The sequence below is a fragment of the Alteromonas sp. G4i13 genome (assembly GCF_054960505.1).
Genome location: NZ_JBHNYX010000033.1, coordinates 27,486 through 50,143, shown reverse-complemented (window position 1 = coordinate 50,143; position 22,658 = coordinate 27,486). Strand labels below are relative to the sequence as shown.

The 22,658-nt window shown below is 41.2% G+C and carries 18 protein-coding genes; 7 read left to right on the top strand and 11 right to left on the bottom strand.

The features are described from left to right. Window positions 1–441: 441 nt before the first annotated feature. Window positions 442–1,251 (top strand): hypothetical protein, encoded by an 810-nt coding sequence (locus ACFI6J_RS15615; RefSeq protein WP_278344627.1) that lies wholly within the window; start codon window positions 442–444, stop codon window positions 1,249–1,251. A 161-nt stretch (window positions 1,252–1,412) separates the two neighbouring features. Here ACFI6J_RS15615 and ACFI6J_RS15610 read toward each other — a convergent pair whose 3' ends face one another. Genes ACFI6J_RS15610 through ACFI6J_RS15600 form a run of 3 tightly spaced genes read right to left on the bottom strand, consistent with a single transcriptional unit; the run spans window position 1,413 to window position 5,617 of the window. Beyond that, window positions 1,413–2,843, bottom strand: a complete 1,431-nt coding sequence (locus ACFI6J_RS15610) for a TolC family protein (protein ID WP_278344628.1) — start codon at window positions 2,841–2,843, stop codon at window positions 1,413–1,415. Further along, window positions 2,837–3,889, bottom strand: coding sequence for an HlyD family secretion protein (locus ACFI6J_RS15605; RefSeq protein WP_272972532.1), 1,053 nt, complete (start codon window positions 3,887–3,889; stop codon window positions 2,837–2,839). The genes ACFI6J_RS15610 and ACFI6J_RS15605 overlap by 7 nt, the downstream gene beginning before the upstream one ends. Continuing rightward, a complete protein-coding gene (locus ACFI6J_RS15600; RefSeq protein WP_278344629.1) occupies window positions 3,890–5,617 on the bottom strand; it encodes an ABC transporter ATP-binding protein in 1,728 nt (575 codons plus the stop codon). 197 nt (window positions 5,618–5,814) lie between these two features. Between ACFI6J_RS15600 and ACFI6J_RS15595 the strand changes: the two genes are divergently transcribed. Next, window positions 5,815–6,705 (top strand): LysR family transcriptional regulator, encoded by an 891-nt coding sequence (locus ACFI6J_RS15595; RefSeq protein WP_278344630.1) that lies wholly within the window; start codon window positions 5,815–5,817, stop codon window positions 6,703–6,705. 45 nt (window positions 6,706–6,750) lie between these two features. Here ACFI6J_RS15595 and ACFI6J_RS15590 read toward each other — a convergent pair whose 3' ends face one another. The 6 genes from ACFI6J_RS15590 to rfbA all read right to left on the bottom strand — a co-directional run bounded on the left by ACFI6J_RS15590 (window position 6,751) and on the right by rfbA (window position 12,771). Next, window positions 6,751–7,425, bottom strand: a complete 675-nt coding sequence (locus ACFI6J_RS15590) for a YkgJ family cysteine cluster protein (RefSeq protein WP_049588902.1) — start codon at window positions 7,423–7,425, stop codon at window positions 6,751–6,753. A 311-nt stretch (window positions 7,426–7,736) separates the two neighbouring features. Further along, a complete protein-coding gene (locus ACFI6J_RS15585; protein WP_278344631.1) occupies window positions 7,737–8,924 on the bottom strand; it encodes a nucleotide sugar dehydrogenase in 1,188 nt (395 codons plus the stop codon). A 298-nt stretch (window positions 8,925–9,222) separates the two neighbouring features. After that, entirely contained in the window at window positions 9,223–10,305 is a 1,083-nt protein-coding gene (gene rfbB / locus ACFI6J_RS15580) for a dTDP-glucose 4,6-dehydratase (protein ID WP_278344632.1), read from the bottom strand. 37 nt (window positions 10,306–10,342) lie between these two features. Next, window positions 10,343–11,212, bottom strand: a complete 870-nt coding sequence (rfbD, locus tag ACFI6J_RS15575) for a dTDP-4-dehydrorhamnose reductase (protein WP_278344633.1) — start codon at window positions 11,210–11,212, stop codon at window positions 10,343–10,345. 56 nt (window positions 11,213–11,268) lie between these two features. After that, entirely contained in the window at window positions 11,269–11,814 is a 546-nt protein-coding gene (gene rfbC / locus ACFI6J_RS15570) for a dTDP-4-dehydrorhamnose 3,5-epimerase (RefSeq protein ID WP_278344634.1), read from the bottom strand. A 75-nt stretch (window positions 11,815–11,889) separates the two neighbouring features. Next, window positions 11,890–12,771, bottom strand: coding sequence for a glucose-1-phosphate thymidylyltransferase RfbA (gene rfbA / locus ACFI6J_RS15565; protein WP_278344635.1), 882 nt, complete (start codon window positions 12,769–12,771; stop codon window positions 11,890–11,892). 177 nt (window positions 12,772–12,948) lie between these two features. Between rfbA and ACFI6J_RS15560 the strand changes: the two genes are divergently transcribed. The 5 genes from ACFI6J_RS15560 to ACFI6J_RS15540 all read left to right on the top strand — a co-directional run bounded on the left by ACFI6J_RS15560 (window position 12,949) and on the right by ACFI6J_RS15540 (window position 18,145). Continuing rightward, window positions 12,949–13,581: a hypothetical protein gene (locus ACFI6J_RS15560; RefSeq protein ID WP_278344636.1), complete on the top strand. Its 633-nt coding sequence runs from the start codon at window positions 12,949–12,951 to the stop codon at window positions 13,579–13,581. Between the two features lies 1 nt (window position 13,582). After that, a complete protein-coding gene (locus ACFI6J_RS15555; protein ID WP_278344637.1) occupies window positions 13,583–14,542 on the top strand; it encodes a glycosyltransferase family 2 protein in 960 nt (319 codons plus the stop codon). Next, a complete protein-coding gene (locus tag ACFI6J_RS15550) occupies window positions 14,529–16,475 on the top strand; it encodes a glycosyltransferase (RefSeq protein ID WP_278344638.1) in 1,947 nt (648 codons plus the stop codon). Before ACFI6J_RS15555 ends, ACFI6J_RS15550 begins: the two co-directional genes overlap by 14 nt. A gap of 53 nt (window positions 16,476–16,528) precedes the next feature. Continuing rightward, entirely contained in the window at window positions 16,529–17,359 is an 831-nt protein-coding gene (locus ACFI6J_RS15545; RefSeq protein WP_278344639.1) for a sulfotransferase family protein, read from the top strand. A gap of 84 nt (window positions 17,360–17,443) precedes the next feature. After that, on the top strand, window positions 17,444–18,145 hold the full coding sequence (locus tag ACFI6J_RS15540) for an acyltransferase (protein ID WP_278344640.1): 702 nt from the start codon (window positions 17,444–17,446) through the stop codon (window positions 18,143–18,145). 131 nt (window positions 18,146–18,276) lie between these two features. Here ACFI6J_RS15540 and ACFI6J_RS15535 read toward each other — a convergent pair whose 3' ends face one another. Together ACFI6J_RS15535 and ACFI6J_RS15530 are read right to left on the bottom strand one after the other, a co-directional pair. Beyond that, window positions 18,277–19,770 (bottom strand): methyltransferase domain-containing protein, encoded by a 1,494-nt coding sequence (locus ACFI6J_RS15535; protein WP_278344641.1) that lies wholly within the window; start codon window positions 19,768–19,770, stop codon window positions 18,277–18,279. A gap of 36 nt (window positions 19,771–19,806) precedes the next feature. Beyond that, window positions 19,807–22,545 (bottom strand): glycosyltransferase, encoded by a 2,739-nt coding sequence (locus ACFI6J_RS15530; RefSeq protein WP_278344642.1) that lies wholly within the window; start codon window positions 22,543–22,545, stop codon window positions 19,807–19,809. Window positions 22,546–22,658: the final 113 nt, after the last annotated feature.

The following is a 22,658-nucleotide window of genomic DNA, read 5'->3' as shown; positions in this document are numbered from 1 at the left end:
GTTTCTTCTAAACTCCCGTCTTTACTGGCCTATAAAGGTAGTAGAGACTTACTTCAGGAGGCTTGCTGTTTTGCTTTTCCCCCGAAGCGGATGCGCATTTTAGGGAAATGAGCGCTCACGTCAACACTTATTTTGAAAAAGTTGAAAAAACTGAACCAACCGTCTATTTTTCGCTCAAATGTGATAATTAGTAGACAATATGGACTAATTACTAATAGGATAGGAATTCAGATCCTATAAAGTAGTAGTTCTTAAAGTAGTATTTGATCCTGCCGTTATTATATTAATGCTTAATATTAGCGATAGATATTAAGGCTTGCGTAAAGGAATACGTATAAGAATGTATATAAGCGTAAATGACCTATGCTTTGTGTTCTTTATAAATGTATTAATACTGGTGGTGTCAGAAATTGACTACGCAATAATTATAAAGGTGGGTTTATGTTACGAACTCTTACACTGCTGTCTGCGGCAATACTAGCAACTCATGTTAGTCATACAGCAATGGCACAAGAAGTATCCTTAAATGATGTTGTTCAGCCACCCGCGTCAGCGAATGTAGAAAGTGCTGACGAGTCAAATCATTTTCAAACCGCCTTCTTAAGACGTCAAGTAAACCAAACTATGTCGGTTGGCCGAGCAATCAGTTCAATTGCTGGTCATTATCCGCAAGAAATAGTGTCTATTGTAGATATTGCTTTAGATACTTACCCTGACAAATACAGGGAAATCATTTTTGCTGCTATCTCTGCGCAACCCGCTTCTACTGAAGAGATTGTACATCTGGCTATAGAGAAAGAAGTAAGTAGCTGCCCTAACATTGTTCAGTTAGCGATAAAAGCAGAGCCGACTTATGTCGACTTTGTTGTGCAGGCTGCTGCGGTTTCAACACCTGAAGAGCTAGATGAGATTGTACGCGTTGCCGTTCTTACTCAACCTGACGCAGCAGACAGTATTGTTCAGACATTGTCGCAAGAACATCCAAATAAGATTGTCGATATCATGACAAGCGCATTGAATGCTGTACCTTTTGTTGGAGAGTATGTAGTGGATGCGCTTTTGGCCGTGTTTCCTAACGAAGCGGAAACGGTAGTTGAAACAGCAGTAAGAGAGTCGGCGCAGCAGCGTGAACAAGTCATGCGTATTTTAAATACTGCGCAACATGCAGGTGTGTCTCAGGACAAGTTAAAAGAATACGCGATGTCAGCTGGACTAAGCGAAGAAGACTTTAATAGCGCATTGGGCAATTAATTACTTTTAGACTGATTTAAAAAACGGCGTAATGATTTGTTCAATACGCCGTTTTTTATTGCCTTATTATTTTCTACAAAGGTTATCAGCTTTCTAACGACTGACTCCAAGCAATAGTGATCAGTCACACACCGCACCTAGACTTATATGTTCAATGAAAGTTAATTGTTGAATGAGTACAACATGGCGGCTTCTTTATAAAGGGTTAGCTCTGCCTTCAATAAATCTACTCTCGCCTTTATTTCTTTTATCTGTGCCTTAATTTCATTTTGAGCACGTGCGTTCAATACAAACATGTCACTGTCACCCGCATCGAAGCGTGTTTTCTCGACCTTAGAAAGAGTTTTCGCTAACGCCGCATTTTCACTTTGCAGTTCAACAATGTCTTTCGCCTGCCCCCAGTAAACTAGAGCTTGTTCAAAGCGCTGAGCTATGGCCTGCTCAGTTGAGCTTAACTTGTGTTCCAGCTCTCTTTGTTTTGATTGCAGTTGGGCTTGTTCAGCTTTTGCCTTTCTGTTTCCTAACGGGTAAGAAAATGACAAACCCACTTTTGTTTCTGTTCCCTCTAGATTCGACGGACCAGAACCTATATCTCTTGCAACCGAGGCATTTAAATCTAATTTGGGCAATAACGCGTTACTTGCTAGTGCAGCCTTATTCTTTACCACCTGCTGCTCTAATTTCATAACATCAAGCTCAGGGTGATTGCGAAGAGCATTTCGAAGGGTCATTAATTGTCCGTTTCCAACCCAGAAAGGCCAATTAATATCGTTAGGTGGGTTTGCCTGATCTAAAGCCAGCATATCGCCTTTGGGTGAGCGCCAGTAAAAAGAAAGCATCTGGGCATGGGCGTCTCGTTTTTGTTTGAGTTCTGCAAGTAAAAGGCGCTGCTGCAAAATGTTGGCTTTGAATTCGGTTAATACCACATTCGCAAGGTCGCCTTTCTCTACACGTGTTACCAACGCTTTTTCACGTTCCGCGGCTGTATTTAGCAGCTCTGTGACAGCTTTAACCTGTAATGCACTTTCGTACCACGCAACATATTCACTAATCCCCTTGTAAACAAAGTCATTAATTAAACTTGTCGCTAACGCTTGCCATTGTGAAGTCGCTAGCCCTGCATTGGCTAACTCCGTTCTACGCTTATCCAGTTCTCTATTTTTAAGTAGGGAGATGGCAATGCCTACACTCGCCTCGCCGCCAGACAAGGTTTCGTAATCGGCTTCGTACACTGGGAAATCACCGTCTGATATACGGTACTCGGTATAAACTGAGCCATTAAAGTCTTCGAACGGGTTGGAAAAGCGCTGCGTTAAATTAGTACCGTCGTAATATCCACTGACGCGGCTACTGGTTTTCTGCTCTATGTACGGATCAAAGCTACTTCTTGCTATTTCAAGTTCGGCTGCGGCTTGATAATTCCCCTCATTAATTGCCAGTACGTAAGGGTGATAATTCACCATACTCTGTATTAGAGCATCGATTGATGGTGCTTGCCTGGAAGCTTCAGCTTGCGTAGCCGCGACTGACACGTTAGCGCTAGCAAACACAACCGTTGCTAGCAGCGATTTTATAATCGTTCGCACTACCATATTGATGCTCCAGAACCTTTGGTTCCGCCAGTGGTAGGCTCTTGCGTTGGTAGCGGCGGGAAGTTATTTAACTGTCGCCACATTTCATAACCCAAACGTACCTCTTCCAATAGCACCCACGCTTTTACCCGGCTTCCTAAACGCGCAGAGCTTTCCGCCGGCCACGGAATATCTGACTCGTCTGGTTTTATCCAAACGTTAAAGTCGCCCGTAGCATTCGCCACAGGTTCTACGTATACCACTTCTCCACCGAAGGTACCTATTGCACTGCCAGGCCACCCGCTAAATTGGAAAACCGGCCACCCATCAAACTGCAAGCGCGCTTTTGCGCCTGGCTTAACCAGCGGAGCATCTAACCCTCTTAGGGTAACACGTACGCTACGCTTCGCATCTGCTGGAATAAACTGCCCAAGAATATCTCCCGATTTTACGAAGGTAGAAACACCACCAGAGAGCAATCGAACAACGGTTCCATCAACGGGAGCGTACTTAGTTTGCGTAGACTGACGAGATAAGATCATGCTTACTTCATTAATTTCTGATACTGAGGCTGCAGCTTTTGCTCTTAGCTCCTGTACTTTAATTTCAGCTTGCTCAACTTCCTTTCGGGAAACCAACCCCTGTTCCTGTAGCGACTTTTGGCGCGCCAAATTGTTTTCGGCATTTCTTACTGCTGTTTCGTTCGCTTGATTTTTCAAGTTGGCTGCTGAGAGTTGAGAACGCAACTTCTCAAGGCGCTGCGCATCAATATCAATTAGGGTAACAATAGGCTCTCCCGCTTTTACTTGCTGCCCTTCTCTTACATGCCACTGCTTTACCTGTCCATCAACCAATGCGTTAATTGGCTGAGTTCTATCTTTAGGGTCAAGAGAGTCAACCATGCCTGTTCCGTAGGCCGTTTGGATCCAAGGGGTAAAATACAAAATTAGCGCAGCAGCTAACACTAAGAAAATAATAATGCCAGTAATAACACGATGAAGTTTGGGCACATTCAAAGAAGGCAATGAAGTTATATTGTCTAAAAAGCGACGTTCTGCGTTATTCACTTACTCACCCTCCTTATCATTTGGTGAAGTCGCACTGCTAGTACCTTCTTTGCAAGAAGATATTGGTGACTCACCGTTTGAATATTCATTTAGCATAGCCGTTGCGTTGTCATGGAGATGTAAGACACCTTCAAAACAATCTGGTAAGGGCATATTGGTAAAATACATTACGGTAAAATCATGCTTGCTTAAGCGCCTTAATAGCCGAGCTCGTAGCTCTACTGGGATAGCGTCGAAATACTGATTTAATATTAATAGTTTAGGTTTACCGATGATTGCAGCGGCAAGTTTAAGCAATAAGAACTCTAACGGCTGCAACGGCGCGCCCAACACCGACACTTTTGTCTGCAACCCTTCTGGCAAGCTATCAATAACTTTCGTCATTTCAACTTCCTCAAGGGCCGCGCGGATATCAGCAATGGTCGCCTGTGGGTGCGCTAATTTTAGATAGCGCTCTACAGATACTTCGATAATGAGTGAGCGGTCGAGAATGGTAACGGCTTGTCTTAGTTCGTGTGTGTCATAATCGTTAAGACTGAGCTCGCCCAACAAAATGTCGCCAGACTTAACGCGATCGTATTGCTTTAACAACCCTAAAAGTTGCTTCTGTACCCAACTTTTATCCGTTGTAACGAAGTACTTGGTACCTGGCTCGAAGATCACGTTGAGGTTGCATGTATCATTACCATGTTTCAGCTCTACGTCGTTAAACACCAACTTTGACGACGCAGGAATTTGCTCTGAGCTATTAAACTCTTCTTGCGGCATAGCTAGCGCACCGCCAAGCTTTTCAGCAGCACCATAAAGTTCATAGTAAAGTTTAAGGTATTGGGTAAAACGGGAAAGCCCAAAGAAAACGGCAGACATAACAAGCTCAGCAGCCACCAGTTGACCAATCGAAAGCTCGCCTTGTACAACCAGAACACCACCAATGCCAAGGAGCGACGCGCTCGCTACCGCATACATCAATAAGAACATCACCACCTGCGAAAACGTGTAATGAAAATGGCTTTTGTGCTTTTTCACATAGTTACTGATATAACCTTCGGTGCTGCGCCCTGCGTATTCAACATGATCAGCTGACTTAAAGAATTCGTGAGCAATTGCAATATCGTGTAGCCACTTTGCAGAATCGTATTTTGCGTTAGACAATTCAATAGCCGTGCGTTTAGCACCACGCCCCCAAATTTTCCAAACCGCATACATGGTAAGTAAAAGTACCACATTAAACGCGAAAAGCGCTGGGTGGTAGAATGATACTAAAGTGAAACCTACCAGCATCTGTAGTACAAGCGCGAAACCATCAATCATTAAAGACGGCATATTCTTTTGAAAAGTCATTATGTCGAAGTAGCGCTGTGTAATGCTAACGTTTTGTCGACCTTCAAAAAAACTGTGGGGCGCAAGAATAGTTTTTAGCCCTAAGTCTGCGGTGAGGCGGGCGTACACTTTACGCTCGTAGAACTCCATCACTCGCATGCGCAGCGCGCTAAATACGCCAGATATAAATAAAGTAAGAAATAGAATGACGGCCAATATGATAACTGCCCGAGTTGAACCGATATTGGCGATACTGTTAATCAGCGTTTGAACCGCTATAGGTACCGCAAGGGTCATTAAACTTATTGCTACGCCGTATGCGATAGCAACCCAAAAAAAGCCAGCCTCTGGTTTCAATAGCGAAAATAAGGTCTTTCGCGTTTTACGTAAATCAATTGGTTTAGCCATAGTTATGTCTTCAATATACCGCTAGCTTAAAAATCAGTGACGCGCTGCTTTTAATCGTACAAAAACAACGCTAAATAGTGTATTGCAATAGTCAGTTAGAATAAATCTGTTATATTCTTAATAGTTCATCGAAAAAAATGGGGTCAGAGTACATTTCTTGCCCCTAATACCTTAATAATCGAGTAGCTTGTTAAAGTATGCATCACCTAAACTACCATCATTTATATTATTTCTATCTTGTTGCCCGTGAGGGTAGCATTGCAAAAGCCGCTAAATTACTCCACGTTACCCCGCAAACCGTAAGCGGGCAACTAAGCACCTTCGAAAATCAGCTAGGTTATTCTCTCTTTGATAGAATAAATAAGCGCCTATACCTAAACGCGAGAGGTAAAGTAAGTTATCAGTATGCCAGCGAAATATTTCATAAAGGTAATCAACTAGCTGAAATACTTAACAATAGCGATGAAGTGAATACAAAAGAATTTGTGATAGGTATTACTAATGGTATTCCAAAAGTGCTTTTTTACGACTTTGTGCATGCCACCATGCGTAGGTATTCACAGGTTAAATACGTGATAAAAGAGGATAGCTTCGACGGTTTGTTGAAAGAGCTAGCCATTAACGCCATCGATTTTATTGTAGCAGACAGAGGCATAGCCCCTGGTACACAAATAAGCGCCAATAGTTTTTTCTTGGGCGAAAGTTCGTTGAGCTTCTTTGCTAAAGCACCGCTTACTGAAGAACAGACTTTTCCAGAGTGTTTAAATCAAATGCCGTTGCTAATTCAGGGGAATACTTCAGGAATACGGCAAGCACTTACAAGTTGGCTTGAGACAGAACAGCTGTACCCCAAAGTGGTAGCCGAATTTGACGATACTGCTTTGCTTAAACTTTTTGGCAGCGAAGACTTCGGTGTTTTCTGCGCACCATCGGCAATTTCAAAGCACGTAGAAGAGCAATATGACGTGCACTGTATTGGTAACGCAAGCACACTAAATGAGAGATACTATGCCATTACTGGCAAAAGCCGTGCTGACTACACTATTAGTGAGGCAATCGTAGAAGCCGCTCGCGGAATTCTAGCCTAGTGCACTTAATGGTGGGGTCAGAGTACATTTTCGCCCCCACTTAATTTAAGCAGCAACACCACCATCTATATCTTGAGCATAAAAACTCAGTGTTAGAATTTTTTCTAACACAAAACGTAGTGCGTCATTTATAGGCATAAGCCTTTCCCCCAATTCATAATCTAATTGAGCAAGTTTTTGTCTGCCTTCTGCGATCATTGGCGGCTTTGTCGATGTAACTCGAACCTCACTATTTGCGGCAATATCATCCACTAATCGCTTTTCTAAGATATCTAAATGCTGAGGCTGTATAGCAATCAGCGCGGCCGCATACTTCTCTGGTACAGCTTGCTTAATTGGTTTACACACCGAAAGTGTGGCTTCGCCAGATTTGGTTTTATAACCTGCTGCACCGAACATACGGCAAATGGCAGGTCGGTATTCGTAAATTCCGCAGTAGCCTTCTTTACCGTCCAAACTTAAGCGTTGATATTGTTTACAGGCGAAGCCGCTGTAGTTGTCTAGCTCGTCAAACTCCTGTTCAGCCCGTCCTGTATCAAACAGATGAAGTGCTAAAGGCAGCATCTCCAATGGCGACACTTCAATGTCGGGGTTATTGCAACATGCACCACATTTCTCAACGCAGTTTAGTGACTGGCTAGATTGATATGCACTGAATTCTTGGGAAAGAGATTGGTAAACATCCATCACTTGGCTGGACAGCTCACGCAGCCTATTCATAACGACTCCGCTAATAAAAGCAAACTAAAACAAATACATGTTCATGCTGGTGTAATGTAATAGGTAGCATGAACTAAACATTCTGATTATTGATTTTGGTAACCAAATTGACAGATCGTACTGGAGGAAGAAATGTACTCTGACCCCAATATTTTAAAGCATGCTTCTTCCCCGCCGGATGTGCGTAAGCTTGAGGCTTAATGGCAGGGGTTGAATTGGTGCGGATTCTATTTTGAATTTTGGGATTTGGGAAGTTTTTTGTGAGGTGGATTGCGAAAAGACTTATGCTTTTCGCAATCTCAATTATTTTATTAGTCTGCGTTGAACAAGTCGCGACTGTATACTTTATCTAGTACGTCTTCGATATCGCCCGTTACACGGTTTGCTACGATTACGTCAGAGATTTTCTTAAACTCCTCCAAGTCATTTACCACACGAGAGCGGAAGAACTCTTCTTCCTTAAGTACTGGCTCATAGACTACAACTTCAATACCTTTCGCCTTAATACGTTTCATGATGCCTTGAATAGCACTTGCTCGGAAGTTATCAGAACCAGACTTCATGATAAGACGATAAATGCCTACAATTTTAGGCTTACGGCTCACTATTGAATCGGCAATGAAGTCTTTACGCGTACGGTTAGCGTCAACAATTGCTTGGATCATGTTATTAGGCACTTCACTGTAGTTAGCTAGAAGCTGCTTAGTATCCTTAGGCAAACAATAACCACCGTAACCAAAACTTGGGTTGTTGTAGTGATTACCAATACGAGGGTCTAAGCCCACACCTTCAATGATCTGCTTGGTGTCTAGGCCATTACGCTCTGCATAGCTATCTAGTTCGTTAAAGTACGCAACGCGCATTGCCAAGTACGTGTTGGCGAAAAGTTTAATGGCCTCTGCTTCAGTACTGTCTGTGAATAAAACATCGATGTTTTCTTTTATTGCACCTTGCTGAAGCAACTTTGCGAAAACTTCTGCTCTCTCGCTTCGCTCTCCAACAATAATTCGACTTGGATGAAGGTTATCGTAAAGCGCTTTGCCTTCGCGCAAGAACTCTGGCGAAAAGATAATATTATCAGAACCGAATCGTGCTTTTGCGTCTTTAGTAAACCCTACTGGTACAGTCGATTTTACAATCATTACCGCATCAGGGTTAATTTCCATCACCGTCTTTATAACCGCTTCCACACTACCTGTATTGAAGTAGTTAGTTTGAGGGTCGTAATCTGTTGGTGTTGCAATAACAACATAATCGGCGTCTTTATACGCAACTTGTGCATCTAACGTAGCTTCAATGTTTAGCTCTTTAGTTGTTAGATATTCTGATATCTCTTTGTCTTCAATTGGAGACGTTTTGTTGTTAAGCATCTCAACTTTTTCCGGAACTAAGTCGACCGCTTTCACTTCATTGTGTTGTGCAAGTAGCACTGCATTTGAAAGCCCTACATAGCCTGTTCCTGCTACAGCTATTTTGTACTTAGCTAACGTACTTTCCATTTACTGTTTCTCCAATCCTATTAACTATCAGCGATAGAAATAATTATTAAAATGTTCTTGCTATATATTGCCAGAGTTTTTTGAAAATCTCATGAACAACGCATCATAAAGGTGCTTGATTCACAGAAACTCTGGTGAGTCGGTGAGTTTCAGTCTGAAACCATCATTTCAACATAAAGCGTAAGTGCAATATTGCTAATAAAGCAACAATCGCACCACTACGTGAATATTGCATCGAAAAACAAAAAAGCCCCAGCTAACATAGTAAACTGAGGCTTAAAAAATAACTGTTATCTAACTAGCTTCCTGTACCTAAACGCTCGCCTTGGTAACTGCCGTCAAGAACCGCTTTCCACCAGCCCTCATTTGCTAAATACCACTCAACAGTTTTACGAATACCGCTTTCGAAGGTTTCTTGCGGCTTCCAGCCTAACTCGCGCTCTATTTTGCTTGCGTCGATTGCATAGCGCATGTCGTGACCAGGGCGGTCTTGAACGTAAGTGATCTGCTCGGCGTATTTGCTATCTTTCGGCTTAACTTCATCTAAAATTGAACAGATAGTTTGCACTACTTCAATGTTCTGCTTTTCATTGTGGCCACCAATGTTGTAGGTTTCACCAATTTCACCATTAAGTGCAACCACAACTAATGCTCGTGCATGGTCTTCAACATACAACCAGTCACGAATTTGGTTGCCCTTGCCATATACAGGCAATGGCTTCCCCGCTAGTGCATTTAGAATAACTAGCGGAATAAGTTTTTCTGGGAAGTGATAAGGGCCGTAATTGTTTGAGCAGTTAGTTACAAGCGTTGGTAGCTTGTATGTGCGAAGCCATGAACGAACTAGCTGGTCTGAACTTGCTTTACTTGCTGAGTAAGGTGAGCTTGGTGCATATGGTGTAGTTTCCGTAAACAATGGAAGCTCCGTTCCCGGCTCAACTTCATCTGGGTGAGGAAGGTCGCCGTATACTTCATCGGTTGAAATATGATGGAACTTAAACCCTGCTTTTTTATCGCCCTCAAGTGCTGACCAATATGCTCTTGCTTGCTCAAGCAACGTGTATGTGCCCACAACGTTAGTTTGAATAAACTCACCTGGACCATCAATAGAGCGGTCTACATGAGATTCTGCCGCTAAGTGCATAATAATATCTGGCAGGTACGTATTGAAAACACGCTTTACTTCTTCAGCATCACAAATATCAACTTGTTCAAAGCTATAGCGGTCGCTGTCTGAAACAGGTGTTAATGACTCTAAGTTACCCGCGTAGGTCAGCTTATCTAAATTAACCACTGTGTGGTCAGTGTCGTTTATAAGATGGCGAACTACTGCTGAGCCAATAAAGCCCGCGCCACCTGTTACTAAAATTGTTTTACTCATTTTCTTTTTACCAAAATTATAATCTTGTTCTTGTCGCTTACGCTTTCAATTCGTCTAGCATGCTGGCTAATTGCTTACGCCAGTGCGTGGGCTTACACGCCGCAAACGCTTCGCGTGCGGTTTGCTTGTCTAATACACTGTAATGTGGGCGTTTTGCAGGTGTTGGATATTGGCTTGACGGAATAGGTAATACTGGAACTGATTTATCTAGCAAACCTTTCTCAATACCTAGCTCTTGAATAGCTAGCGCAAAGTCGTACCAACTTGCTACGCCTTCATCAGTCCAGTGATACACGCCACTGGTTTTATTCAAAGCGGCAGTAACACAAACTTCAGCTAAACCTCTAGCCCATGTAGGCGTTCCAATTTGATCATCTATTACGCCCAACTGAGGTTTATCAGCCATCAAACGCAGCATGGTTTTCACGAAATTATTTCCATGAGACGAGTAAACCCAAGCTGTGCGAATTAGACAGCTAGCACCTGGCAGTATTTCAAGCAGCGCTTTTTCGCCTTCTGCTTTTGATTTGCCATAAGCACCTTGCGGTTCAATGGTATCGTCAGTTAAATATGGAGAGCCTTTATGACCGTTAAATACATAGTCAGTAGACACATGCACCATGAAGGCGCCGTTAGCTTTGCAGAAGTTTGCTAAGTTTTTAACGGCAAGCGTATTAATAGCATTACACGCCTCGGTATCTTCTTCTGCTTTATCAACAGCTGTATAGGCCGATGCGTTTATTACGACTTCAGCCGATAAAGGCGATAACGTTTCTTCAATATTAGATGCGCTCGTAATATCAATATCATTGCGCCCTAAAAACGTAACTTGCTGCTCGCTATTTTCTAGTTCACGAGAAAGCTCAAATGCTAATTGCCCAGACTTACCTATAATTACAATATTCATTAATCGCTAGTACCAAGTAAAACACCAATAAAAAGCCAGTAAAAAACCAATGACAATTAAAACGTAGGTGCGTTAACAAATGCCAAACCCGCCTCATCTTTACCTGATAAAGAAGGCTTCTCACCATTTACTAATGGCCAGTCGATATTCAATGTAGGGTCGTCGTACTTTACCGATATTTCAGATTCCGGGTGATAATAATCTGTGCACTTATACACGAACTCAGCAGAATCACTGGTTACGTAAAAGCCATGAGCAAAGCCCGCTGGTACCCATAACTGGCGCTTGTTCTCTGCTGATAACGTCACCCCTACCCACTTACCGTATGTAGGTGAGTCTTTACGCATGTCTACGGCTACATCGTATACTTCACCGCTAACTACACGTACTAATTTGCCTTGGGTTTGCTCCATTTGATAATGAAGGCCGCGAAGGATACCTTGTCTAGATTTAGAATGGTTATCCTGAACAAAATCTACATCTGCGCACTCTTTTTTGAACCAGTCGGTGCGAAAGGTTTCTAGAAAAAAACCTCGCTCGTCACCAAATACTTTAGGCTCGATGATTTTTACGTCAGGGATATTTGTTTTAATTACTTGCATTTACTTTCCGTACAAACTGGCAATTTAAAATAAGAAGAAAGGTGGCAATGCCACCTTTTAGAATTTGATATGAAGCTAGATCTTAACTCTATCGTTAATCACTTTTAGCAGGTAATCGCCATAACCACTCTTCTTTAGTGGTGCCGCAAGCTTTTCAAGCTGCTCAGCGTTGATATAGCCCATTCTATAGGCTACTTCTTCTGGGCAACATACTTTCAACCCTTGACGTTTTTCGATAGCCGCCACGAAGTTTGCTGCATCAAGAAGTGAGTCTAGTGTGCCCGTATCAAGCCAAGCAGAGCCTCGGCCCATTAGCTCTACTTTCAAACTTCCATCTTGAAGATATAAGTTGTTCAAGTCTGTAATTTCAAGTTCACCACGGGGTGATGGCTTAACTTCTTTAGCAAAATCGACTACGCGGTTGTCGTAGTAGTAAAGACCGGTTACGGCATAGTTTGATTTAGGAACAGCAGGCTTTTCTTCTATTGAAAGTGCATTCCAGTCATCATCAAATTCTACCACGCCGTAGCGTTCAGGGTCGTTAACGTGATAACCAAACACCGTTGCACCATGCTCTTGCTTATACGCATTCTGCAAAGACAGTTTTAAGTCGTGGCCGTAATAAATATTATCACCAAGAACTAGTGAACAACTATCGTTACCAATAAACTGCTCGCCTATAAGGAATGCCTGTGCCAAGCCATCGGGCGAAGGCTGAACTGCGTACTGTATATTCATTCCTAGCGCCGAGCCATCTCCAATAAGGTCGATAAATCGCTGCTGCTCTTCAGGCGTAGTGATAATGAGTACATCACGGATGCCCGACATCATTAACGTGGTTAACGGATAAAAAATCATCGGCTTGTCGTAAACAGGCATAAGTTGCTTACTTACCACCTTAGTTAACGGGTGCAAACGTGTGCCAGATCCGCCAGCTAGTATTATTCCTTTTCTCATTGATGGAGCCTTAGCAAATTAAATTTAAAAATAAACTTCTCGATTGCAGTATATGATTTCCCCCACCCAGTTTAAAGCGGAACTTCCTATTCAGGCATAGACTCACCAGTAATTTTATTACAGAATACCAATGCATTTTATAATTAAAACCAGCAATAATTTGGAAGTTAAAACGAGATGACCGATAAAGATCAAATTTTCAATGGAATGAAAGGCGAGTTTTCGTCACATCGTTCGGAAGAAAGAGCTGAATACATACTAGAAAAAGTAGCTGAGTTATACGCAACCATAAAAAGCCAACAAGCTCACATCAACAAACTAGAAAAAGCTGTGTACGACAGTGAACTATTCTTTAACTTACCAGAAGTTACGCTGATGACGAGAAGTAAGTTGCCGAGAGTGCTCATTGATGCCAACGATGTGGTCCCTGTTGGCGACAATTTTTATGAGGCGGAAGCTTATGGTGACGAAGGTCATTACCGCTGGACAGGTCCTGAAAGACTGAACAATTTCCACGTACCCGTTGATAGAACACAAGAAAAAACACTGCGTATTTCAATTGTAAATGCAATTAAGCCAGAAATACTGAACTCAATTAAATTATACGTAGATGGTGACTTAGTCAGCTATGACTTCGAAAAAAGAAATGAAGGTATTGAACTTATTGCTGCTTTACCCGCGAGTTCAAGAGTTCAGGATACTTTAATAAGTCTGTTTATTCCCCATCTATTTTCACCTTCTGAGGTGAAGCCAGAATCCTCTGATAACAGAAAGTTAGGTATTGCATTTCACAAATTGGAGGTTCTATAAAATGCCTCTTATTTCGGTTGTTATCTGTACATATAATCGGTACGAAGTTTTGAAAAAGGCTGTTAAGAGCCTTACGCAACAAACGCTAGATGATGATAAATTTGAAGTTCTCATTATTGATAACACACCAGATGCTGAAACAGGTGAAGGTGCAACAGTAAAGAAAGACTTCGAATCAATTGAAAACTTAACTTACGTATTCGAAAAGACTCCAGGTTTATCTAATGCCCGCAATGTCGGTTTCAAACTAGCGAAATCTCCTTACATATCTTACTTAGACGACGATGCAATCGCCTCTCAGGTTTGGGTTGAAGAAGTATTAAATGCCTTCGAAACTTTCGACAATGTAGGAGTCGTTGGTGGTCGTATCGCACCTATCTGGGAAATCCCAAGACCTTCCTGGCTTAGTGACGCACTTGTAGGCAACGTTTCGGTTGTTGATTGGGGGGGCGAACTAAGAATAGCTGGTAGTAACGAATGGTTTGCCGGTGCAAATATCTCATTTTCCAAAAAGGTGTTAGAAGAAGCAGGCGGTTTCAGTACAAATTTAGGCCGAAAAGGTGGCGGACAAGTTTTACTATCTAACGAAGAAAGTGAATTAATAAACTTTGTCAAGCAAAGTGAATACATAGAGGTCTATAACCCTAAAGCAAGTGTCGACCATCTTGTAGAGAGAAAACGTTTGACACGAGACTGGTTTAGACGCCGCTCAGCATGGCAAGCTGCTTCTGATTTCATGATGAACCCGTCAAAGGCTGAAAAAAATCTTGCTGACCAGCTTACTAATATAAAAGATTACCTATGTAGTCTTCCGCCAAGGTACCGCAACCTTCAGGGACTATATTTCGCAACAGACGATGCGGGTGAATTTCAATGGCAACTTTCAGCTATATATGCGAACACTATTCTAACCCTTGCAGGCTTCGATGGACTTGAAGGAATTGAAGATGGAAAAGAATAAAGCTCTAAGAGCGTTAGTAGTCGCCCCCACCCCCACTTGGCCTTTGAACTATGGAAATAGAAAAAGGATTTACAGCGTTTGTTCTAAACTTCAATCTTTGGGATTTGAAATTCATTACGTACATTATGCAAGCGAGGGGGATTGGCGCGATTATATTCCTATCGAAACGCGTAAAAGAATGGACGAACAATGGGATATAGTTGACCACGTGTGGCCTTCGAAGCCTTTACATGACTGGCCAAAAGAAGGTGACGACCATCGTATAGATGAATGGTGGGACTGGGCACTTGAGAATCACCTATCTAAAACATTCGCTTCTCGTGAGTATGATGTTTGTATTGTCAACTATACGTGGCTGAGCAAAGCACTTGAGTTAGCACCAGAAAAGACCTACAAAGTCCTCGACACACATGACAAATTTAGTGGCCGACGTGAGTTACTTGCAAGTCAAGGGATAGGCAAAGAGTTCTTTCATACTACTGAAGATCAGGAAGTAATTGCACTGGACCGAGCTGATTTAGTTTGGGCAATTAAAGAAGAAGAAGAAGCTGATTTCAAAATGATGGGGACAAAAGCTAAGGTTTCTACACTTCTACATATTGACGACAGGAGAGAGGCGTTTTCTCCAAGTACTGAAGAAGGAATAAAATTTGGTTTCATTGGTGCGAACAATAATATTAACAGAGTTAATATTTTAAGATTTATAGAGCGCGCTACCCCTATTTTTAAGAAATATTGTGCACCGCTAACCGTTGAAATAGCCGGCTCAATTTGTAATGACATTGAAGTTAAAGATAACCCTTTTTTTAAGACCGTTGGCTATGTAGACAGTATTGACCAATTTTATGATGGTATTCACGCTGCTATCATCCCAATGGAATTTTCAACGGGTCTAAAAATCAAGGTTGCGGAAGCCCTATCGCATACGAAACCAATGTTCTCACACAAGCATGCTATGGAAGGATTTACCGCGTGCCATGACTTTCATGAGCTCACATCATTTGAAGAAATGGCACTGGCAATGACTGATTGTTCTTACGCATCAGATGAATTAGTTTATCTTTCAGATGCGTCAGCAAAATCTCATAACGTTACTGAACAAAAAATCTGGGATGAACTATCAGAGCTTAAGGAAGATATTCTTAAGCGAAAACAAGTTTTTGTTTTATTGCCAAACGAATATGGTATGAAAAACAAGCTTGCTCACTATATAGCACAGGCTAAAGTTGACCTTTGCAATTGGAACTTTAAAGATGCAAGTTACTTCGTGATAGGGAATCCATCTGAAGGGCGTTCTCATCCAAACTTTGTGAAATTCGTTGGAAAAACTTGTTTTGAAGAGCTTTTGAATATTCAGCAGCCGTCGACATTAATAAATCTCAGTGAGACATTTCCTGATATACAAGTAGAAACGCAAACCAAAGTAATATCGTTGGTTCCCATAACTTCTCCTAAAGTAAAAGAAAAGCTCACGTACAAGTCATACAACTCGGTCATCGACAATACATACTTCCCATCACTAGGGCACGTGCATTTTGACGTCAGTGAGACGAGTAGAAAGGTAGATGAGTGCTGGGTTATAGTTAACCACAAAAAAGAGCTTTCCAATGAATTTTTACGCTTAGTCGCAGGCTCTTTGACTATTCGTGAAATAGATGTAAGGTCACTCGAAGATATTGACAATCTTCTTAGAAAAACTACAGGCCTCCCCCAAATTATGATTAATAACTCGGGCGATGAGGAATTATCATATTGTGAACAGATTCTATTGGAGATTGGAGAAAAATATGATGTGGAAATTAGAAACACTACTCACAATCAGCTATTGTTTTTAAAACGTTCAAACGAGAAAACTAACTATGAAAGTAAATTTTTCTCAACGTGGGAGAAATTTATTGAACATTATTTTTGCACAACTCATTCTGAATTATAGACTCGAAAGGAGTTCGTTTAGTTCATGTCACACACTTTATTTAGGGGCGTTTAATGGGAATACCTAATTTTTTATGTATTGGAATGCAAAAAGGGGGAACAACTTGGCTATACGATGTGTTAAAGCAACATCCAAGCATCACTAATATGCCAGCAAAAGAGTTTGTTTTTTTCAACAATTTTTCAATTCCTGAGCACAATGAATGGCCAGTTTATCATAGAAGGCGGCAGGCGCTGGAATCACTCAGGCTAGAAATAACGAAGGGCAGTCAATTAGAAAGGGATGAAAAGTTCTTCGAACGTCTTGAGTGGTTTAATCTTTTCTCTAAGTTAGACGTTGATATCGACTGGTATGAAAAACTATTTGATATAGTGCCAGAGCACAAAATTGCTGGAGACTATAGCCCTGACTACATTATGCTTCCTCGAAAGGCAATAAGAGACATAAAAGATATTTATCCTGAAATAAAAGCCGTACTTTCTGTTCGTAATCCAGTTGATAGAGCTTGGTCTCATATGAAAATGATTGTGAGAAACGAGGGCCTTGATATTAAGGACGTGAGTAACCTATTAAATGTTGCAAAGCGGTCCGATGTTCTAAGACGAGGACACTTCATAGAAGATTTGGAAAATTGGAAAGATATATTTCAAGATGACTTTCTCTATTACAAGTTTGACGCTATTAACATAGAGCCACTTAAAATAATCAGAAAAGTTTGCGATTTACTAGAAATAGAATTCAATCTCGAATATTTCATAAATTATGAAGACAAGGTATTTAGTGGTCAAACAGCTGCAATGCCTGACGAGGTCAGAACATTCTTAGAAAATACATATTGTAAAGAGGTCGATTATTTTGAGAACTTGCCGCTATTTACAGACTAGGCCAAAGGCTCTCCTATCTCGTCAACTTTAGAAGAATAAGAGGTTTAACCGTATTAATAAAAAGACATCTGATTTAGAATAAATATGAAAAACTATAAACTTAATTCTCCCCCTAAGAACGTTACCGTGGGAAATGGATTCGATAAATCATCTTGCATTAACATTAGTGAAGGTTCTTTGAGTGCTCTTAACTCAGGAATGTTAAAGCTAACTATTCTCAAACACGGTGATAAACCTTTTATATCTTCTCTCGATATTACTTTAGAGTCATCGTCTGGAAATATCGTTGTCTATGTTGGAGATGATAATGCGTCTGTGAGGCTTTTACAGGGGAGCAGAGGAAAATTTGACATAAGGCTTTGGAGAAATAGCCATGTTGAAATTGGGAAAAATACTTCATCAAATGGTATAAAAATAGTATGTGCAAATTCATCTTTTGTTTGTGGTGAGGACTGTATGTTTTCCGACGACATACTAATACAGACAGCAGACCAACATGGCATCGTCGATCTTCAGAAAGGAAGCATAGTCAATGATATTCACAAAACAGTAAAACTGGGCGATCATGTATGGGTAGGGAGGCAATGTACTTTAACATCGCGCTGTGAAATTGGCGACGGCTCAATAATTGGTACTGGAGCCATTGTTACAGGAAAAATCCCAAGTAAAGTGATAGCAGTGGGTACCCCTGCAAAAGTAATAAAAGAGGACACCACATGGTGTCGTTCCCCTTCATCGTTAGATGACTTTTCAAAAAAGTATATCGAAGAGCATTTAATTATTTAATTTGTGCCAGCTCAAACTTAGTTTGGCAGTTAACCAATTTTTTGCATGTCGCTGTCTAATTAGATTTGAGCTAAATACTTTATACTTATACCTTCGTAGGAACTATAGTCCAATTAATTTGAACTTGCTAGTCAGCAATTTATGTGCTCAGCTAACTCCTTCATGCTTTTTATATAGACGAAGTTGGTGTGTCCAACGACTCTTTCCCATTTTCTACAACAACTTGCTATGAATTCTTCTACTGGCATTTTTTCCCTCTCCCAAACAAGGTCCAAACCCTTTAACTCGATTTTTTCCTTATCAGAAAATTCATTGAAGAAGATTTTTGTTTTCGACTCATTAAACCCTAGTGAATTTAGTGCATCTTCAGGCATAAAAAACAAAAGGAACGAAAAGTCACAAGTTTTCTTCTTCATATTTTTCCAATTAAACAGGCTTGAATACCAAGCGATATCTACATTTTCGCGAGTCATGAGGATCAATAAGTGAAGCCATTTGTCGTCAACTTGCTTATTATTAGAAAGAACTTTATGTAATAACTCAAAGCTGCGATTACGCCTACGATCACAACACCCATTCTGCTGTGTTTTTATAAAATATTCTTCAAAGAAGCCAGAGTAGCCTGTCGGAGGAAGCCAAGCACCTGCTTGTTTTGACATAAAATCAATGCTATTACGTAGCGAATCGTTACCTCCAAGAAAAATGTAATCAGGAAGGCAGCATTTTTTTTCATAAGCCAGTCTAGCCAAGGTTTTAGTATTGAATTCTATAGACTCGATTGCATTAAGTGATTCACAAAGAGCCAACTCTCGCGCTTTTTTACTATCGGTCTCACCTGTCGGAGTGCCTTCAACTAAGTACGAAACCTCTGTTCCATAAGAAATATGTCTTTTGTCGAATTTTAAGTTACTACTATAAATAATATCTTCGTTTAAATTGCGGCTTACTTTGACCTTATTACGATGAACTGCAGTTAAAAACTGGTGCGGATGAATAATGGAATGCTGAAAGCCGTCTTCAAAATTAAACTTACTGTCATCATGGCTTTTTATAAAAACAACTATATTCTGTTTATACCACCATGCGACTTCAGGCGAATCCCAAATCTCCTGCCTAATAATATCCAGAAGTTTAAAACTATGGTCGTTGAACTTTTGTATCCAATACTCCAACCAATTTTCATTAACATGCCCATGCCCGCCCTGGTAAGGAATTGCCGCAGAAAACAGCACAATATCGGAAGTTGATGTGAGTTTAGCTACAAAATCTGAGGCGACCTCTTCAGGTAAATGCTCTGCGACCTCGAGTGATATGGCAAGGTCAAATTTTTTTCTAGGAATATATACTCTTGACGGAACTGATAAATCATTAGGCAGAAATTCATCTTGTTCTATCATCAGTCGATCTTTAGGGACGTACTCGCCATCAGTACCACAAACTTTCTTGAAGCCTACTTCCTTTGCAGCAGCTAGCCAGCTGCCTACTCCACACCCAAAATCAATTATTGAGTCCAGTTTTATTTTTTCACCGAGCTTTTGTCTTAGCAAAGCTAAGACAACTAGAGCACTTTCGTAACTTTCCTTGCTTTGTAAATCATAAAATGCGTTGTTATATATTTTTGACATACATTTTCGCTTTAGACCTTGTAATAGTTTTGAAAGTTAACGTGTAGTATACAGCCCGACACTTTCGAATATTTCTCTAAATTTTGCTAGTCCCGAGCTTCTTGAGAACTTATCAGCTGATAAGATTCTTGTTGCTTCAGAAAAGTTTTGGCATTTTTCATTATCTGAATATAAATCAACAATAGCCGCAGCAAAGTCACTTGCGTTATTGGTTATCACAGCATTGACGTTGTTTACTAAGCCAGTCCCTTCTGCTGCAACATCTGTTACCACTGAGGGCGTACCATAAGCCATCGCTTCAAGAACTTTACCTTTAATACCTGCTCCAGAAAGTAATGGAGCTACAAACAGTTTGTGATTGTTAAAGACATCATCTAAGCTTTCAGCAAAGCCTACCATCTTGATGTTTTCAGTCTCTAGCTTACTAATAGATTCTGGCATCTTGCTACCGTAAACGTACAACTTAATGTCCGGGTTCGATGCCAATACTTTAGGCATAACCTCCTCTACCAGAAATAGCACTGCTTCAATATTAGGCATGTGGTTAAACCCTCCCAAGAAAGTTATTCCTTCTCGTTCATCTATTGGAGTTTTAAACTGGCGCTCTCCTAATACCCAAGGCGTTATAAACAGCTTATCGCTTTCGTAGATATGACTCGTTATAACCGCATGTTCTTTGTCGTTATAGCAGAGAATTGCGTCCGCCTTTTTACAAACAGCAAGTTCAGCTTTTTTAGTTTGTAGTGCACTAGTTAGCAGCTCTTCATCTTCTGCGGTAATCGCTGCTCGAATTTCTCTAAGAAAATGCAAGTCAGCGTTATTGAATATTACAGGTTTCCCTTTGGCCTTAATTACGTCTATATACTTTTCAGCGACACTGTATCTGGTTATATACACGGCATCCATTTCATCCAGTCTACGTTCCAAGACGTCCCTGACTGATACATAAAATGGCACCGTCAGTACCTCTATACCTAATGCTTCTAGTTGGCGATTAAACTTCCCCATATGCGCCAGGTTATCTGGCACGAATGTTACTTTAAAGCCCAAAGCACGCATGAGCTTCATTTCTTCTACTGCCGCATAACTGCCCGCATCTTGGTTAGGCTGAGGAATTGCATAATCAAGAACCAGAACTCGCTGCTCAATATTCCGGTCTTTTTCCAGTTGAAGTTCAGTTAAAGAGGGTTTTACGCGATTACGAAATTGCTTGAACCACTTCGCTCGAAAAGTCTTTTCATTTACCTTTTGGTAAGCCTTCAAGCCCTTTTTAAGGTCGGTACCATGGCTCTGCCCTTCGAAATGGATCACTTCGGAGTGAGGAACATAAACTGTCCTGTAGCCAGCCTCCCGGACTTTAAAAGCCAAGTCGGCATCTTCATAATAGCAAGGCGCAAATTCATCACTAAAGCCCCCCACCTCTTTCCAAACATCTGCTTTGATACACATAGCAGCGCCGGTGAGATAATCTACTTCGCGAGCGTAGTTCCATTCAGGAGCAAAAGGGTTTTCATTTCGCCCAGCATTCCATGGCTCGCCATTGCCCCAAACAATGCCGCCGGCTTCCTGCAAAGTTCCATCTAGGTTTAGCAACTTGCTTCCGGTTAAGCCAATACTTTCATCTATTGCATGTTGCTCGTAAAGAGCATCAAGCCAATGAGACTTAACTTCTGTGTCGTTGTTGAGAAAAACAATAAAGTTCCCTTTTGCCAAGCGTGATGCTTTGTTGCAACTCCGTAGAAAACGTAAATTATCTTTATTACGAGAGATCACGATATTCTCTATTAGATTCTCCGCTTCTGACGTTTCATCTGTAGAACAGTCATCTGCGATAATCACTTCATAGGAACATTCATTGTAAGACAGTATTATTGACGCGATGGCATGATACGTCAGCTCAAACTTATTGTAGCCAGGAATAATAATGCTAAATTGAGGCTGTTTACAAAACGGCAAAGAGAGCTTCGGATAATATTTCCGCCCTTCATGCGACTCTACTAACACGCGGTGAGCAGTTGTTATACGATCAATCGCCGATGCGTCTCCTCCACAATTACCCAATTGTAAGACCAGAGATTCATATCTCCAATCCGCGCCTGCTTGTCGGGAGATAAATGACTGGGAAGTATTGCTATGGGTTAGATATTCTGACGGCGTTAGTATTGGGTCGCTGTTGACTATTCCCCATCCTGCACGATCGTGTGCACCGACAACATGTATGTCAACTTGATTTTCATGCCCGTTAAGTAAAACAGCAGGTAACCATATATGGTCGCTTAAATGTGTACTATCACTCTCTATCGCGTGGTCACAGAAAGCGATCCCCTTGTGAGAAAACCTTAGTACAGCTGTGCCAATAGCAACACTACTTGTTACCGTGAAGTTCAGACGATTTTTAATTACACTATCCACACTTACTGATAACTGCTTATCGTAGGTTGGGGTGACGTAACTGTTTGTTTGTATAGTTTTATGGGTAATATAGTCCTTTAATACTATTTCACTTCCTGGCGATAGATTGTCCTCGTTTATAGCGATACTGAATCCATGGTAGCCTTCATTAACCCCATGCTCCAATAAATCCTCCCTCAATTGGTCAGCTTTACCATAACCGAGTAGTTCACCCTCACTCGTATATGCTGCCACAACTAACGGCTCATTGATTCCGATCTGTGCCGCCCACCCTTCAAGATTACCACCTTGCAGGTCATCAATAGATCCCTTTGGAGAAAGCGTCGATGGCTTTCGGCTGAGCTTTAATTTTTTTATATCCATAACAACCTCTATACTCAATTTAAGTTGAGTATATATTCAATTTTATCTAAGTATGCTACCACAGTAAGCTTAATAGTGACCAGTGAGGTCCGCCCCGAAGTTGCTATCTTAAA